Below are 14,684 nucleotides of genomic sequence, written 5' to 3'. Positions count from 1 at the left end.
CGCGCCCGCGGCGCGACCGGCGGTCAGGTGCTCGGGCTGGCGTCGGCCGAAGCCGCCGTCGCCGGACTGACCGGCGGCGTCCTCGGGATCGTGCTGGCGCTGGCCTGCGGCTTCCTCACCGAACCCGGCCTGCCCTTCGGCTGGGAAATCGTTCTCCTGCTGGCCGCGGGGCTGCTCGTCGCGGCACTCACCGTGCTTCCCCCGGTGCTGCGCGAGTGGTATTTCGTCCCCAGCGACGACGGGCCGCCGTGGTGGGCGCCCTACGGCCTCGACTTCATCCTGCTCGCGCTCGCGGTCTTCTGGCCGCTGCTCGGCTGGGCGGGCGGCACGATGCTGCTCTGGCGGCTGGTGGAGCTGGGACTGCGCAAGGGAAAGCGGGTGATCGGCGGTCTGCTCAGGCCCATCGTGTCCGGGCTCGCCGGTGTCCTCGCGTTGTCCATTTCGTGGCGGAGCGCGCTCTTGGCGCGGTCGGTGGTGCTGGTCGCGCTGGCGGTGGCGTTCGCGATCTCGACCGCCTTCACCAAGGACGGCTGCGGCGCGGCCAAGGTCGACCTGGTGGCGTCCCTGCTCCTCGCGGCCGCCGCGGCGGGACCGTCGTTCGGGCTGGCGCTCAACGAACGCCGCCGCGACCTGCTGATCGTGAGCACCCTCGGTGGGAAACGCCGCCAGGTGGCCACGTTCATCGCGGGCGACGCGCTGATCGTCGGCGGCGGGGGACTGGTCGCCGGGCATCTGCTCGGCGTGCTGTTCGTCCTCTTCTCCGAGGCCGAGCGCGCACCCAGACCCCACGGGTATTTCGGGATGCTGGCGGCGGTGGTGATCGCGTCCTGCGTGGCGGCGTCGGCGCGGATCGCGCAACTCGCGGCCCGCGACGAGGTCTCAGACCTCCGCGACTACTGAGCCTCGAAGGGCTGTTCGAGGCGGTAACCATGGCCTCGCAGCGTGGAGATCCGGGGCGCCTGCTCTGGAGACGGCGAGGACTCGGTCAGCTTCCGCCGGAGCGCGGCGATGTGGACGTCCAACGTCTTCGTGGAGCCGTACCAGTGGGCGTCCCACACCTCCGACATCAGCGTGTCCCGGCTGACCGCGACGCCCGGCTGCTCGGCCAGCCGGGCGAGCAGGTCGAACTCCTTGGCCCGCAACGAGATCTCCCGTCCGCCGATACTGACCCGCCGTCCGGCGGTGTCCACCCGCAGATGCCCGACGGCGATCGCGGGCCTGCTCTCCGGCGGAGCGGTCCCGCGTCGCAGATGCGCCCGCACCCTGGCGAGCAGTTCGCCGAGGCGGATGGGTTTGGTGAGATAGTCGTCGGCGCCGGCCTCCAGACCCACGACGACGTCCATTTCCTCCTGCCGGGCGGTGAGGATCACCAGGACGGCGCCGGGAAGCGCGGCGCGCAGCCGACGGCAGACCTCGACCCCGTCCAGATCCGGCAGACCGAGGTCGAGCAGGACGAAGTCGATGTCGTCGGCCGCCGCGGCCGCGAGCGCGGTGCGCCCGTCACGCTGCCAGGAGACTTCGTAACCGTGCAGTCGCAGGGTCGATTCGAGGACACCGCCGATCGCGTCGTCGTCTTCCACCACCAGCAGCTTCGGCATGCGGGGGAGCTTAACCGTTGAACACTGTTCTTTTCGGCTAAGACGTTACGAAGACCACCCCTTCTGTAACAGGGCGCTAACGGTTCCCTGTGCGTTTCCGCGTGTATGTCCACAAAGGACAGAGTGTGGCGGCGGCGAGGCACAGCCAGGCGAACACGTCACCGATCGACGCGTACACCGTCCGTGTTCGCGGCTGTACCGGGATATCCGCGACGAGCGTCTGCTGGCCGGTGCGGAAATGGTCGGCGTGGCCGAGCACGCGGCCCTGACCGTCCACAGCTGTGGATTTCCCGTGGGTGGAGTGGCGGAAAAGCGAGTAACCGTTTTCCACCGCCCGGAACGTCGCCTTTTCCGCGTGCAGCGAGGCGAATCCTTCCCAGTCGTTGGCGGGGACGAGCAGCAGCGCGGTCCCCTTGTCCGCGGCCTGGCGCGTCAGGTCCCGGAAGTCGGCGTCGTAGCAGATGACCGTCGCGAGCCGGCCGTACGGCGAATCCGTGGTGGGCACGATGCCGGGACCGGGCGCCATCGGCTCCATCGGCGTCGGATGCGTCTTGTCGTAGGTCCACGCCACCTCGCCGGTCGGCCCGACCAGCACGGCGACGTTCCGGATGTACGGGGCCTGCGCGGTATAAAGCGCGTACGCGAGTCCCACGTGGATGCCCGCCTGCCTGGCCTCCACGCCGACCCGGTTCAGCAGCGCGGCCTGGTCGCGTTCCAGCACCCGGGCGTGGGTTTCCGGCCAGACCACGATCTCCGCGCCCGCCGCGGCCTGCTTACGGGTCAGTTCCACCAGATTCTCGGTGACCGGGGCGAAGGCGGCGCCGACGGCGACCGGGTCGGCCGTGCTCACTTCCTGGGCTCGCCAATACTTCACACCGATCCGGTCCAGCGCGGCGGAGCTCGCCCGGTCCGCGTCCGATGACGGGCTGATCCCCGCGATCCGCACCGTCTGGGTCGTGGGCACGTCGAACAGCAGCCGCGCGCCGCCCGCGGCGAACACCAGGCCGAGGACGCAGGCGTGGACGAGCACCGTGCGCCGGACCGGCGGGAATCCTTCCGTCCAAACGGTGTTCACCACCGAGGCGAACCACGCGAGGACGAAGGTGAGGCCGTAGACGCCGGTCACCGACGCGACCTGGAGCAGCGGCAGGTTCCCGGACTGGGTGCTGCCGAGCGCGCCGAAGTCGCCGAATCCGGTGAAGGTGAAGAGGTATTCGCCCGCTACCAGCGTCACCGGGAACACGAGCGTCCTCAGTGGCCCCGCGCGGTCGGCGAGCAGGCGGTCGGCGAGGAACGCTGCCGTCTGCAGGAGCGTGAGGAGGATGAACGCGAGCAGCGCGGAGATCACGAACAGCAGCCCGGTGACACCGAGCCAGAACAGTTGCCCGATCAGCAGGGACGAGCCGACCATCACGACCGCGCGCCGGGCAGGTGCCCGCCGGGCGTAGCGGAGCAGGAAGACCGGGAACACCCAGGCGGCCAGGGGGACGTTCCAGTCGGTGTGGACGGCGAGCAGGAGCAGCGCTGTGCCCAGCCACCAGAGCAGCCGTTGATTCATACCGCGAACGGTACGAAGCAACGGCCACCCGGACAGCCGACCTTGGGCAGCGGCGACCCTTACTTTCGTCAGGAAACGTGGTCGCGGTAGGCCTTGACGGTCTCCGCGAGCACCTCGCCGCCGGGACGTCGCCACAGATCGCCGTCGAACACCTCGACCTCGATCGGCCCGCTGTACCCGGCGGCCTCGACGCACGCCTTCAGACGCCGGTGGTCGATCGGGCCGTCTCCCGGCAGCGCGCGGCCGAGCAACGTGTCGGTCAGCGGCACCTTCTGGTCGCAGACATGGAAACCGGCGATCCGGCCCGCCGACGCCGCGATCGACTCCTCGATCCGCGGATCCCACCAGACGTGGAACTCGTCGACGATCACGCCGACCTGGTCGGCCGGATGCTCCAGCGCGATCGCCAGCGCCTGGTCCACTGTGGACAGCACGGAACGTTCGGCGCACTGCATGGGGTGCAGGGGTTCCAGTCCCAGCCGGACCCCGCGTTCGCCGGCATAGGGCGCCAGTTCGCCGACCGCGTCGGCGACCCGCTGCCTCGACGTCACGAGGTCGCCGTTCACCCCGCCGACGACCAGGACGAGGACGTCCGCGCCCAGCGCGGCCGCTTCGTCGATCGCCTCACGGGTCTGCGCGACACCGTCCACAGGGGACCCTTCCGGGGTGATCCCGGTGAAGAACCCGCCACGGCACAACGAGGAGACACCGACGTCGTACTCCTTGAGCAAGCGGGCCGTCTCTTCGACGCCGGTCTCGGCGACCTTGTCCCGCCACAGGCCGATCCAGCGGACGCCCGCCTCGGCGCAGCCCGCGACCGCCTCGGGCAGCGACCAGGACTTGGTGGTGATCTGGTTGAGGCTCAACCGGTCCATCAGGAGACCCCCGCCGCGGCCAGCAGCGGCCGCATCCGCGCGACGGCCAGTTCCGGATCGGTGAGCGCCCCGGCGGCGTCCGCGAGACGCAGCAGTTCGGCCAGATGCGTGATCGACCGGGCCGATTCGCGGCCCGCGACCATCCGGAAGTGGTCCTGGTGCCCGTTCAGATAGGCGAGGAAGACGACGCCGGTCTTGTAGTTCCTCGTGGGAGCGCGGAAGATCGCCCGGCTCAGCGCCACCGTCGGGTCCAGCAGGCCGCGGAATCCGGCGGTGTCGCCCTCGTCGAGCCGGGCGAGCGCGGCGCCGGCGACCTGCGCGATGGCGTCGAAGATGCCCAGAAGTGCTTCGCTGTGGCCCTGTTCGTCCCCGGCGATCAGTTCCGGGTAGTTGAAGTCGTCGCCGGTGTAGCACGCGACGCCTTCGGGCAGCGCGCGGCGGAACTCGGTCTCGATCGAGGCGTCGAGCACCGACACCTTCACGCCCGCGATCGCGCCCGCGTGGTCGGCGCAGAGCCTGCCGAGTTCCTTGGCGGCCTCGCGGACGTCGGCGTGACCCCAATAGCCCGCGAGCGCCGGGTCGAACTGCTCGCCCAGCCAGTGCAACAGGACCGGGCGGTCCGCGCCGGAGAGCAGTTTCCCGTACGCCGCGTGGTAATCCTCCGGTCCGGACGCCGAAGCGGCCAGTGCCCGGCTGGCCATCACGACCGGGATCGCACCCGCCTCGCCGACCAGGTCCAGCTGCTCGCGCCAGGCGTCCACAATGGACTCGGGCGTCGCGGCGCCGCCGGGGAGCTGATCGGTGCCGACGCCGGCCATCCACGGCCGTCCGGCGGCGAGGGCTCCGGTGCGCCGGATGAGGTCCTTCGTCGTGGCCCAGTCCAGGCCCATCCCGCGCTGCGCGGTGTCCATCGCCTCGGCCACACCGAGGCCACAGGACCACAGGTGCTCGCGGAAGGCGAAGGTGGTGTCCCAGTCCAGCACCGCGCCCTCTTCGGGATCGGCGGCGGCGAGCGGGTCGGCGACCACGTGCGCGGCGGCGTAGGCGACGCGGGAGGACGGCGGTGACGCCGGTTTCGCGGGCGTTTCCGCCCCCTGCGGCGTCCAGTCGGCCAGTCCGCCGTCGGCGGTGGGCAGGGCGATCAAGGTCATCGAGTCTCCGTGGCGCGAGCGTGAGAAAGCGCTTTCTCGAACCACGGTAGGTCACCGCACGGGCCGTACACAAGGTTTTCAGCGAGCGGGGGAGGCGGTGCTGGAACGCAGGACGACCTCGCCGGACATGCGCACCACCCGCGGACGGGCCCCGGGCGACGCCTTGAGCGCCAGGTCCATGGCCCGTTCGCCCAGCTTCTCCAGCGGCAGCGCGACCGTGCTCAGCGCCGGCGTGAGATCGCGCACTACCGGGATGTCGTCGAAACCGGCGAGCGACATCTCGCCGGGGACCGAAACCCCGGCGTCGCGCAGTGCCGACATCGCGCCGATCGCCATCACGTCGGTCACCGCGAAGACGCAAGTCGGCCGGTTCTTCCGGGGCCGGGCGAGGATCTTCTCCATCGCCTCGTAACCGCCGTCGCGGGTGAACGCCGCCTCGACGACGTCGTCCTCCGCGAGTTCGACGCCATTTTCCAGTAGCTCCGCCGCGAAGCCGTCGAGCCTGTCGACGACCGTCGTCAGCTTGCGGGGCCCGGCGAGCACGGCGAACCGCCGGTGCCCCAGCCCCAGCAGCGCCTTGGCCAATTCGGCGCCGCCACCCCGATTGTCCGGCTGGACGGTGTCCACTTTGAGCCCACGATGCCTGCTGACCGCGGCGACGTGCCCGCCGCCCCGCCGGTACGGTTCGAGTTCGGCGGCCATCGCCTTTTCCCAAGTCTTGTCTTCGAAGGCCGAACCGATCAGCAGAATGGCCGACGCGCGCTGGGCCCGCAGTGTCGAGACGTACGCGACTTCCTTGGCCGGATCGCGGAACGTGCTCGCGAGCATCACCAAAAGATCGTTTTCACTCGCCACGCGCATGACGCCGCCCGCGATCGCGGCGAAATACGGGTCGCCGACGTCGTGACAGATCACTCCGACGGTTGGCTGTGAGCCACCGGCCAGAGCCTGAGCGTGAGCATTGGGCGTATAGGAGAGGTCTGCGGCCGCGGCGATCACCCGTTCGCGGAGATCTCCCCGGACGGTGGCGGTGCCGTTGAGTACGCGGGACGCTGTCGCGAGTGACACGTCCGCGGTGCGCGCGACATCTTCCAGCGTCACGTGGGGGCGGGCCTTCATCGAACCTCCAAGCTGGCGTTTGGGGCATAGTGGCGGACATGCTCGGCCTTTACCCGGAAATCGAACCTTACGTCCAAGGGATGTTGCCCGTCGGTGACGGCAATGAGATCTATTGGGAGGAATGCGGCGATCCCGAGGGCAAACCGGTGATCTTCCTGCATGGTGGGCCGGGAGGTGGTTCGAGCCCGAGACACCGCAGACTCTTCGATCCCGGGCGGTATCGGATCGTCCTTTTCGATCAGCGGGGCTGCGGTCGCAGCACCCCGAACTGTGCCACGCCGGACGCGGATCTTTCGGTCAACACGACTTGGCACCTCGTCGACGACATCGAGCGGTTGCGCGAGCATCTCGGTATCGAACACTGGATGGTGTTCGGCGGTTCATGGGGGAGTGTGCTCGGGCTGGCGTACGCGGAAACGCATCCGGAACGGACGACCGAACTCGTCCTGCGCGGCGTCGCCACCTTGCGGGTCAAGGAACTGCAATGGCTTTACGGTGGCGGAGCGGCCTTCCTGTTCCCCGAGGCGTGGTCGCGTTTCCTCGACCCGGTGCCGTATTCGCGCCGCCAGGAGAACCTGATCGAGGTCTACCACGAACTGCTGCACCATCCGGATCCCGCGGTGCACGGCCCGGCCGCGATGGCGTGGAGCCGCTGGGAAGGGGAAACGGTCAAACTGCGTCCGCGGGACGAAGTGATCGAAGCCTTCTCCGATCCGTCGTTCGCCCTCGCGATCGCGCGGATCGAGAACCACTACTTCCGGCACGGCGGTTGGCTGGCCGAAGACCAGCTGTTCCGCGACGCCGGGAAGCTCCGGGGCATTCCCTGCGTTCTGATCCAGGGACGCTACGACGTGGTCACCCCGGCCATCACCGCGTGGGAGCTCAGCCAGGTGCTGCCCGGCGCGGAACTGGTGATGGTCGGCGACTCGGGTCACGCGTTCGACGAGCCCGGCACCCTGCACGAGTTGATCAGCGCGACCGACCGGTTCGCGTCAGACTGGCAGGGCGCTGGTGTACCCCAGGACGAGAGGAACGCAGACATGCTTTTCGGTGACGAGCACGTCCGTCGCTACGAAGAGACCGACGGCGAGGTGGGACACGACTGGGAGAAGGGCGCGCCCTGCCTGGTCCTCACCACCAAGGGCCGTAAGACCGGCGAGGACCGCAAGTTCGCGCTGATCTACCAGTTCGACGACGAGAACAACCCGGTCATCGTGGCCTCCAAGGGCGGGGCTCCGGAGGACCCGGGCTGGTACAAGAACCTGCAGGCGAATCCCGAGGTCAAGGCCCAGGTCAAGGCGGACAAGTTCACCGCGCGGGCCCGGACCCTCGAGGGTGACGAGCGCGCGAAACTGTGGGAGAAGCTGGCCGCGGTGTGGCCGGACTACAACGAGTACGCGAAGAAGACCGACCGTGAGATCCCCGTGGTGGTCCTCGAGCGCGTGTGATCCGCGCCGCGTTCGCGCCTGGTTTCAGCCGAACCTGAGCGTGTTCGGCTACGAATTACCTCCATGGCGCTGAGACCCCGCGAACGCTGGACCGCACTGACACCCGGTTCGGGTGACTTGTTGACCTTTCGCCAGATGATCGCCTTCGGCCGGCGCTTCGCCCGCGCCGGCCGGGGGTTCTGGTTCAGCCTCGCGATCAACGTCGTGTGGCCGTTCCTGGTGCTGTTCACCCGCTTCCGGGTGCGCGGCGGCGAACACCTGCCCGCTTCCGGTGGATTCCTGGTGGCGTCGAACCACCTCTCGTTCGCCGACCCGACCACGGTGACGGCGTACTGCCTCGCTCACGGCCGCGTGCCGCGCTACCTGGCCAAGGCGAGCCTGTGGGACGCGCCGCTCGTCGGCTCGGTGATGCGCTCCGGCAAGCACATCCCGGTCTACCGCGGCGCGGCCACCGCGTCGGACGCGTACCGCGACGCCGTCAGCGCCGTCCGTGAGGGCGAATGCGTCGTCATCTTCCCGGAGGCGACCTTCACCGATCACCCGGACGGGTGGCCCATGCGCGGCAAGACCGGCATCGCCCGGATCGCGCTGGAAACCGGCGTCCCGGTGATCCCGCTGGCGAACTGGGGCACGCACCACCTGCTGCCGTCCGACGCCGTGCTGCCGCGGGCCTTCCCCCGCAAGACCGTCGACCTCGTCGCCGGCCCGCCGGTGGATCTCTCGGACCTCGAAACGCCTTCGCCGTCGCGTGAGGTGCTGGAGGAGGCGACGAAGCGGATCATGACCGCCGTGACCGACCTGCTGGTGGAGATCCGCGGCTCCCGGCCTGCCGTCTGAGCGAGGATTCTCACCCTTCGGACCGTCCCGGTGAGGGGTAGGTTTCGGGGTATGAGTGCACACTATGACGTCGTGGTCCTGGGGGCCGGTGTCGGCGGGTACGTGGCGGCGATCCGGGCGTCGCAACTGGGGCTGAGCGCGGCCGTCGTGGAGGAGAAATACTGGGGCGGGGTCTGTCTCAACGTCGGCTGCATCCCGTCGAAGGCCCTGCTGCGCAACGCCGAACTCGCGCACATCGTGACCAAGGAAGCGAAGTCGTTCGGCATCCAGGTCGAAGGGAAGGTGACCTTCGACTATCAGGCCGCCTTCGACCGCAGCCGCAAGGTCGCGGACGGGCGCGTCAAGGGCGTGCACTTCCTGATGAAGAAGAACAAGATCACCGAGTACGACGGACACGGCACGTTCCTCGACGCCAACACCATCGAGGTCAACGGCGAACGTGTCACCTTCGACCACTGCGTGATCGCCACCGGCGCGACCGCGCGCCTGCTGCCGGGGACCACCCGCAGCGAACGCGTCGTCACCTACGAGCAGCAGATCATGGAAAACGAACTGCCGGAGAGCATCATCATCGCCGGCGCGGGCGCGATCGGCGTCGAGTTCGCCTACGTGCTGCACAACTACGGTGTGAAGGTCACCATCGTCGAGTACCTCGACCGGATGGTCCCGCTCGAAGACGCCGAGGTCTCCGCCGAACTCGCGCGCCGCTACCGGAAACTCGGCATCGAGGTGCTGACCTCCACCAAGGTCGAGACGATCGACGACACCGGCGACAACGTGCTCGTGACCGTGTCGAAGAACGGCGAACAGCGGGTCCTGGAAGCGGACAAGGTGTTGCAGGCCATCGGTTTCCAGCCGCGAACCGAGGGCTACGGCCTGGACAAGACCGGCGTCGAACTGACCGAGCGCGGCGCGATCGCCATCGACTCCCGCGGCCGCACCAACGTCCCGCACATCTTCGCGATCGGCGACGTCACCGCGAAACTCATGCTCGCACACGCCTCGGAGTCCATGGGCGTCGTCGCCGCCGAAACCATCGCGGGCGCCGAGACCATGGAACTCGACTTCGTCATGATCCCGCGCGCGACCTACTGCCAGCCCCAGATCGCCAGCTTCGGCTGGACCGAAGAACAAGCCCGCGAAAAGGGCTTCGACGTCCAGGTGGCGAAGTTCCCCTTCAGCGCCAACGGAAAGGCGCACGGCCTCGGTGAAGCCGTCGGCTTCGTGAAGATCCTGAGCGACGGTGAACACGGCGAGCTTCTGGGCGCGCACCTGATCGGCCCCGAGGTGACCGAACTGCTGCCGGAACTCACTTTGGCGCAGCAGTGGGACCTGACGGTGCACGAGATCTCGCGGAACGTCCACGCCCACCCGACTCTGGGCGAAGCAGTGAAGGAAGCCGTCCACGGCCTCGCCGGCCACATGATCAACATGTAAGACTTCGGTCGGGACTCGTGAGTGGTAAGGACGGTTCTAACCGCCCTTACCACTCACGACCCGTTGCGCCGTCCGCCTGGACACGCGTGCCGTCCCTCTGGTCACGCGAAGGCGCCCTTCGCAACTCGCCGCGCGGTTCGGCACCCACTGCAGCGTTGTCTTCCCTGAGGGGTTCCCAATGTCGCATTTGAGTCGCTGAGCGTCTCAAATGCGACATTGGGAACCCTTGCGAGGCGAGTCGCGAAGGGGGTCGTGAGTGGCGAATAGGGTTAGAACCCGAATCGCCACTCACGACCCACCGGACCCGACACCCACCGCGGCCCGCACCTCGACCGCAAGTAGTCGACTAAACGCGGGATTAGAGCGTGTGGGTGGCGATCAGTTGGCCGATCGCCCGGATGTCTGAGCCCCGGAACTCCAGGCGTACGTTCCCCAGGCCGCTGAACCAGAGGTCCAGCTCGGCGTCCAGGTCGAAGGTGCCGGCGGTCTCGATGGAGAACGCCTGGATCTTGTTGTACGGCAAGGAAGTGAAGTCCTTCTTCCTGCCGGTCATGCCTTGGACGTTCACCGCGATGAGCCGCTTGTTCGTGAACACCACGAAGTCGCGCACCGCTTTGAACGACGAGACGATCTGTTCCCCGGCGATGATGATCGGCTGCACCGTCGGCTCGATGTCCTTCGGTTTGCACGGCGTGAGCTTGAAGACGGTGTCCTTGGAGAAGTCAATCATGGTCCCCACACTACGGATTTCCGAGCGACGACCGCCGTGTCAGAACTCCGCGAGGAATAGGCAGAACGGGTGACCGTCGGGATCCAGCAGGACGCGGACGTCGTCCTCGGGCTGGGTCGAAGCGAGCGTCGCCCCGCCTTCGAGTGCCCAGGTGACGGCGTTCGCGAGATCGTCGACGCCGATGTCCAGATGCAGCATCATCTGCTGCGCACCGGTCTGGGGCGGCCAGACCGGCGGCACGTGGTCGGGTTCGTGCTGGAAGGACAGGCCCGTCCCGCCGCCCGGCGGCTTCAGCATCACCCAACCGGGTTCTTCGTATGTGATCGGCCAGCCGAGCAGCCGCGCGTAGAAGTCCGCGAGCGCGCGGGGTTCGGGGCTGCCGAGCACGGTGGCGGAGATCCGGGTCCGTGGTTGCGTCATGATCGCCCTCCCGTGACCATCGTAGGCCGGGGACGGGTCCCCGGCAGCGTCTCGCATACTGCCGACGGACAGGAGGAGGCAGGATGAAGCGGCTCACCACGGCGCACGAAAGCCTCGCGCTCGGTGTGCCCCGGTCGGCTCCCGGCGCGGTGTTCGCCCTCACGCTCGCGGGCGGCGTGTCCGTCGACCCGGGCGAGGGCAGCGAGATCTCCTTCGGGCGCAATAGGCCGCAGGTCGACGTCTGTGTGGGGGAGAACGATCTGCAGGTCAGCCGCAAACACGGCCTCCTGAACTTCAGCAGTGGACAGTGGTGGGTCAGCAACACCGGTCAGTTGCCCATCCGCATGCCGAATTCCCGCTGGCTCTCCCACGGCGAGGAGCCGATCCCTCTGACGGACGGCTACACGCCGCTGTTCGTCCGCGGTTCGGGCAGGCGGGAGCATCTGCTCGAGTTGTACGTCGCCGGTCCCGACGGCGGCCAGCCCGTCACCCGGCACGGCGACGTCACCGTCCCGCCCCGCCGCTGGCGCCTCAGCGCGGACGAACGGCTAGTGCTGGTCGTGTTCGGCCAGCGCTATCTGCTGCACGACCTCAACCCGCAGCCGCTGTCCCGCCAGCAGACGGCGGAGGTGCTCGGCGAACTCCGGCCCGACGAGACCTGGACCAGCCGCCGCGTCGAGCACGTCGTCATCGACGTCCGCGCGCGGCTTTCGGCCGGCGGCGTTTACGGGCTGCGGCGCGAAGAGGTCGGCGAACCGGTGGGGAACGCCTTGAACGACAACCTGTTGCGCGAACTGGTGCTCTCCACCACCCTCGTGCCGCCGGACCTCTCCCTCCTCGACGCGCTCGGCTGACCGCCGATCAGCTGACGCCTTCCATCGCCGCCTTCGCGACGTCGCTGCCCTTGTCCGCTTCGCCGGCGACCTTCACCAGGGCGGCTGTCGCCTGGTCCCGGCTTTCTTCGGCCTTCACACGTCCCGCCGATGCCGCGTTCACCCCGAAGAAGGCCCCCACCACCGTGCCGATCACGGTTCCCGCGGCGGTGATCACCGCCGTGACGTCGGAGGTGTTCGGGTACCGCATGACCGCCGCCACCGCGATGACCGCGAGCGCGCTCAGCCCCGCCAGCACCGTCATGAATCCGTAGTTCTTGCCCATGGCCCGCTCCCTTCAGGCTCCTTGCGGCAATGCTTCGCCCGAACGCCACCGCTTGTTACGGCAAGTGGCTCGATTGCCCCCTGAATGGTTACTCGCCGATACCGAAACGCACGTCGTGGCTCTGGCCCGGTACTACGAATTCCAGGAGCCGGACGCCTTCCGCGGTGATCGAATCCTGATCTCGCAACGGTTTTCGTGACTCGATCATCAGTGTCGCCCCTTCGATCGCCCAAACGGCCAGGAATTCGCCGTCGACGAGCAGCGTGCCCTTCCGGCCTCCGTTTCCCGGTGGCAGCGGCACGCGACGGCCGTCCGGGATCACCCGCGCACGGTCGGCGTGGGAAAGCAGGACGTTGTCGTATTCGGGCAGGAATCGGGGCGGGGCCGGGGTTTCGGCATCGGGCCGCGGCGCGTCCGGGAGGTCGAACAATTCCTTGCCCTCGATATCGGTGAAGGTGCGAAGCCGCGGCCGGAGGCGTTCGAAGACCTCCTTGAGCCTGGTCAGTCCCGACCACGTCTGCGCGTCGCGGACGGTCGCCGGCCCGAACGCGGTGAGATAGCGCAGCACCAGATCGTCGAGGGAGATCCCGTCCGCGACCGGCTTGCCGGTCCACTCGTCGAGCAACGCCAGGGCGACCGGGCCGTTCTGCCTCCATAGTCCGCGCGGTGTCACATGCGCGGTGGGCAGGAGGCTGTTGACCGCGTAGGCGAGCGTGGCGGGGTCGGTGCCGGGCCACCGATCCGCCAGCGCGGTCCGGATCTCGGCGCGGGTACGGGGCCGCTCGGCCAGCAGCTCCCGTCCCGCTTCGCTGATCGCGCGGAGGTCGAGAGCGGTGATCGTTCGCGCGTAGTGGCCGAGGAAGGCGCGTTCGACCACCGGCCGGATGGTCGGCCACAGGGCGAGGCCGTCTTCGGCCGTCACCAGATGCACCGTTCCCCGCATCAGCGTCGACCGGACGACCTCGCGTCGCCAGCTCGTCCGCCTGGAAATCCCGCAGCCGGGACCAGAGGCCGACGTAGGCGGAGTCGGGCGCCTGCGCCTGGAGGCCGGCCAGATGCTCGATCGCGGCGACGGTGGACAGGTCGGAGCGGTCGAGCAACAGCTGGCGAGCCAGCGTCGCGCGGTTGAGTGCTCGCGGGGTCACCACGTCGGTCGCCATCAGCGGTGCTTGCCGAAGAAGGTGCGGAGGTCTTCCGCGAGCAGGCCGGGGACCTCCATCGCCGGGAAGTGGCCGCCGGTGTCGTACTCGGACCAGTGCTCCAGCGGACCGTCCTGAAGACTCCGGATCGTGGTGTCCCCGGCGAAGACGGCTACGCCGCGCGGCGGACCGGCAGGTGTCTCGGCGCCCTCGTCCCAGCCGCCTTGGGACAGCTGCCGGTAGACCTCCATGCCTTCGTACGTGGCATGCGCCGAGGACGCGCCCGCGCCGGTGAACCAGAACAGGCTGACGACGGCGAGCAGGTGATCGCGGTCGACGGCGTCGTCCGGCAGTTCCCTGGCCGGGTCGGTCCATTCGGCGAACTTCTCCACGATCCAGGCGAGCTGGCCGGTCGGCGAATCGTTCAGCGAGTAGGCCAGCGTCTGCGGGCGGGTCGCCTGCAGGTGCAGGTAGCCGAGGCCGTCGTACTGGAACCGGTTGAACCGCTCGCCGCGTTCACGGTCCTTCTCGGAAAGGCCGTCGAGTTCGACACCCGGGCCGAACGGCATACCCGCGCTGGTCCCGGTGAGGTGCACGCCCACCACGCGGTGCGGGGCGATCATCGACAGGATCCCCGCGACCCCGGCGCCGGCATCGGTGCCGTGGACGCCGAAACGCTCGTAGCCGAGGCGATCCATCAGCGTGGTCCAGGCCTGGGCGACGCGGAACAGGTTGCCCCAGCCGGGTCCCCGCACCGGCGTCGAGAAGCCGTAGCCCGGCAGCGACGGAATGACCAGGTGGAACTCGTCGGTGAGCCGGCCGATGATCTTCCGGAACTCGAACGGCGAGCTCGGCCAGCCGTGCGTGAGGATCACCGGCAGCGCGTCCGGATTCGCCGAGCGGATGTGCAGGAAGTGGATGGTCTGGCCGTCGATCTCGGTGGTGAACTGCGGGAACTCGTTCAGCTCCGCCTCCTGCGCCCGCCAGTCGAACCCGTCGGCCCAGTACTCGGCGAGTCCCCTGAGGTAGGAGACCGGGACGCCTCTGCTCCAGTCGCCGGTGACCTCGTGCGGCCAGCGGGTGCGGCTCAGGCGCTCGTTCAGGTCGTCCAAATCCGCCTGGTCGACGGCGATGCGGAAGGGCTTGATCTCGGTGTTTTCGCTCATGAGGGCTAAGTTAGGAGCAATTGCGGAAAGGTTCGTTCCGCGTTGGCG

At 68.7% G+C, this 14,684-nt stretch carries 14 protein-coding genes and 2 pseudogenes; 6 read left to right on the top strand and 10 right to left on the bottom strand.

Annotated features, from left to right (window positions below; genetic code table 11):
• Positions 1–900: ABC transporter permease family protein (locus H5J31_RS30655; RefSeq protein WP_181776148.1), on the top strand; the 900-nt coding region annotated here is incomplete at its 5' end.
• On the opposite strand, the gene H5J31_RS30650 is transcribed toward H5J31_RS30655, so the two are convergent.
• The 5 genes from H5J31_RS30650 to H5J31_RS30630 all read right to left on the bottom strand — a co-directional run bounded on the left by H5J31_RS30650 (position 894) and on the right by H5J31_RS30630 (position 6,301).
• Complete coding sequence (locus tag H5J31_RS30650; RefSeq protein ID WP_181776147.1) at positions 894–1,598, bottom strand: response regulator transcription factor; 705 nt, start codon at positions 1,596–1,598, stop codon at positions 894–896. The genes H5J31_RS30655 and H5J31_RS30650 overlap by 7 nt on opposite strands.
• A 76-nt stretch (positions 1,599–1,674) precedes the next feature.
• A complete protein-coding gene (locus H5J31_RS30645) occupies positions 1,675–3,156 on the bottom strand; it encodes an apolipoprotein N-acyltransferase (protein WP_181776146.1) in 1,482 nt (493 codons plus the stop codon).
• A gap of 68 nt (positions 3,157–3,224) precedes the next feature.
• Complete coding sequence (locus H5J31_RS30640; RefSeq protein ID WP_181776145.1) at positions 3,225–4,031, bottom strand: sugar phosphate isomerase/epimerase family protein; 807 nt, start codon at positions 4,029–4,031, stop codon at positions 3,225–3,227.
• Complete coding sequence (locus H5J31_RS30635; protein WP_181776144.1) at positions 4,031–5,182, bottom strand: dihydrodipicolinate synthase family protein; 1,152 nt, start codon at positions 5,180–5,182, stop codon at positions 4,031–4,033. Before H5J31_RS30635 ends, H5J31_RS30640 begins: the two co-directional genes overlap by 1 nt.
• Before the next feature lie 78 nt (positions 5,183–5,260).
• Positions 5,261–6,301, bottom strand: coding sequence for a LacI family DNA-binding transcriptional regulator (locus H5J31_RS30630; RefSeq protein ID WP_181776143.1), 1,041 nt, complete (start codon positions 6,299–6,301; stop codon positions 5,261–5,263).
• A gap of 38 nt (positions 6,302–6,339) precedes the next feature.
• Here H5J31_RS30630 and pip point away from each other — a divergent pair.
• The 4 genes and pseudogenes from pip to lpdA form a co-directional block, all read left to right on the top strand.
• Positions 6,340–7,278: pseudogene (gene pip / locus H5J31_RS30625) on the top strand (prolyl aminopeptidase); the annotation flags it as partial.
• 63 nt (positions 7,279–7,341) lie between these two features.
• A complete protein-coding gene (locus H5J31_RS40635) occupies positions 7,342–7,749 on the top strand; it encodes a nitroreductase family deazaflavin-dependent oxidoreductase (protein WP_456237053.1) in 408 nt (135 codons plus the stop codon).
• A 63-nt stretch (positions 7,750–7,812) separates the two neighbouring features.
• On the top strand, positions 7,813–8,586 hold the full coding sequence (locus H5J31_RS30620; RefSeq protein ID WP_181776141.1) for a lysophospholipid acyltransferase family protein: 774 nt from the start codon (positions 7,813–7,815) through the stop codon (positions 8,584–8,586).
• 51 nt (positions 8,587–8,637) lie between these two features.
• Complete coding sequence (gene lpdA, locus H5J31_RS30615) at positions 8,638–10,023, top strand: dihydrolipoyl dehydrogenase (RefSeq protein WP_181776140.1); 1,386 nt, start codon at positions 8,638–8,640, stop codon at positions 10,021–10,023.
• A gap of 358 nt (positions 10,024–10,381) precedes the next feature.
• Here lpdA and H5J31_RS30610 read toward each other — a convergent pair whose 3' ends face one another.
• Together H5J31_RS30610 and H5J31_RS30605 are read right to left on the bottom strand one after the other, a co-directional pair.
• Positions 10,382–10,753, bottom strand: coding sequence for a PH domain-containing protein (locus tag H5J31_RS30610; RefSeq protein WP_181776139.1), 372 nt, complete (start codon positions 10,751–10,753; stop codon positions 10,382–10,384).
• A gap of 39 nt (positions 10,754–10,792) precedes the next feature.
• Positions 10,793–11,173 (bottom strand): VOC family protein, encoded by a 381-nt coding sequence (locus H5J31_RS30605; RefSeq protein WP_181776138.1) that lies wholly within the window; start codon positions 11,171–11,173, stop codon positions 10,793–10,795.
• Between the two features lie 83 nt (positions 11,174–11,256).
• On the opposite strand from H5J31_RS30605, the gene H5J31_RS30600 reads away from it, so the two are divergent.
• The gene (locus H5J31_RS30600) at positions 11,257–12,027 is read left to right on the top strand and encodes an FHA domain-containing protein (protein WP_181776137.1); all 771 of its coding nucleotides are present in this window, start codon (positions 11,257–11,259) and stop codon (positions 12,025–12,027) included.
• Positions 12,028–12,034: 7 nt separating this feature from the next.
• Here H5J31_RS30600 and H5J31_RS30595 read toward each other — a convergent pair whose 3' ends face one another.
• The 3 genes and pseudogenes from H5J31_RS30595 to H5J31_RS30585 form a co-directional block, all read right to left on the bottom strand.
• Positions 12,035–12,331, bottom strand: coding sequence for a hypothetical protein (locus H5J31_RS30595; RefSeq protein ID WP_181776136.1), 297 nt, complete (start codon positions 12,329–12,331; stop codon positions 12,035–12,037).
• An 88-nt stretch (positions 12,332–12,419) separates the two neighbouring features.
• A pseudogene (locus tag H5J31_RS30590) lies at positions 12,420–13,491 on the bottom strand (winged helix DNA-binding domain-containing protein).
• Positions 13,491–14,636, bottom strand: a complete 1,146-nt coding sequence (locus tag H5J31_RS30585) for an epoxide hydrolase family protein (RefSeq protein ID WP_181776135.1) — start codon at positions 14,634–14,636, stop codon at positions 13,491–13,493. The pseudogene H5J31_RS30590 and the gene H5J31_RS30585 overlap by 1 nt, the downstream one beginning before the upstream one ends.
• Positions 14,637–14,684: the final 48 nt, after the last annotated feature.

The sequence above is a fragment of the Amycolatopsis pittospori genome (assembly GCF_013870525.1).
Lineage (GTDB): Bacteria > Actinomycetota > Actinomycetes > Mycobacteriales > Pseudonocardiaceae > Amycolatopsis > Amycolatopsis pittospori.
Note: the sequence above shows the minus strand (reverse complement) of the source record. Positions and strands in the feature narration are given on the sequence as shown.

What these genes read in the sequence shown, in the direction of transcription:
- H5J31_RS30650 (WP_181776147.1), bottom strand. Translation starts at nt 1,598, where the DNA reads ATGCCGAAGCTGCTGGTGGTGGAAGACGACGACGCGATCGGCGGTGTC.
- H5J31_RS30645 (WP_181776146.1), bottom strand. Translation starts at nt 3,156, where the DNA reads ATGAATCAACGGCTGCTCTGGTGGCTGGGCACAGCGCTGCTCCTGCTC.
- H5J31_RS30640 (WP_181776145.1), bottom strand. Translation starts at nt 4,031, where the DNA reads ATGGACCGGTTGAGCCTCAACCAGATCACCACCAAGTCCTGGTCGCTG.
- H5J31_RS30635 (WP_181776144.1), bottom strand. Translation starts at nt 5,182, where the DNA reads ATGACCTTGATCGCCCTGCCCACCGCCGACGGCGGACTGGCCGACTGG.
- H5J31_RS30630 (WP_181776143.1), bottom strand. Translation starts at nt 6,301, where the DNA reads ATGAAGGCCCGCCCCCACGTGACGCTGGAAGATGTCGCGCGCACCGCG.
- H5J31_RS40635 (WP_456237053.1), top strand. Translation starts at nt 7,342, where the DNA reads ATGCTTTTCGGTGACGAGCACGTCCGTCGCTACGAAGAGACCGACGGC.
- H5J31_RS30620 (WP_181776141.1), top strand. Translation starts at nt 7,813, where the DNA reads ATGGCGCTGAGACCCCGCGAACGCTGGACCGCACTGACACCCGGTTCG.
- lpdA (WP_181776140.1), top strand. Translation starts at nt 8,638, where the DNA reads ATGAGTGCACACTATGACGTCGTGGTCCTGGGGGCCGGTGTCGGCGGG.
- H5J31_RS30610 (WP_181776139.1), bottom strand. Translation starts at nt 10,753, where the DNA reads ATGATTGACTTCTCCAAGGACACCGTCTTCAAGCTCACGCCGTGCAAA.
- H5J31_RS30605 (WP_181776138.1), bottom strand. Translation starts at nt 11,173, where the DNA reads ATGACGCAACCACGGACCCGGATCTCCGCCACCGTGCTCGGCAGCCCC.
- H5J31_RS30600 (WP_181776137.1), top strand. Translation starts at nt 11,257, where the DNA reads ATGAAGCGGCTCACCACGGCGCACGAAAGCCTCGCGCTCGGTGTGCCC.
- H5J31_RS30595 (WP_181776136.1), bottom strand. Translation starts at nt 12,331, where the DNA reads ATGGGCAAGAACTACGGATTCATGACGGTGCTGGCGGGGCTGAGCGCG.
- H5J31_RS30585 (WP_181776135.1), bottom strand. Translation starts at nt 14,636, where the DNA reads ATGAGCGAAAACACCGAGATCAAGCCCTTCCGCATCGCCGTCGACCAG.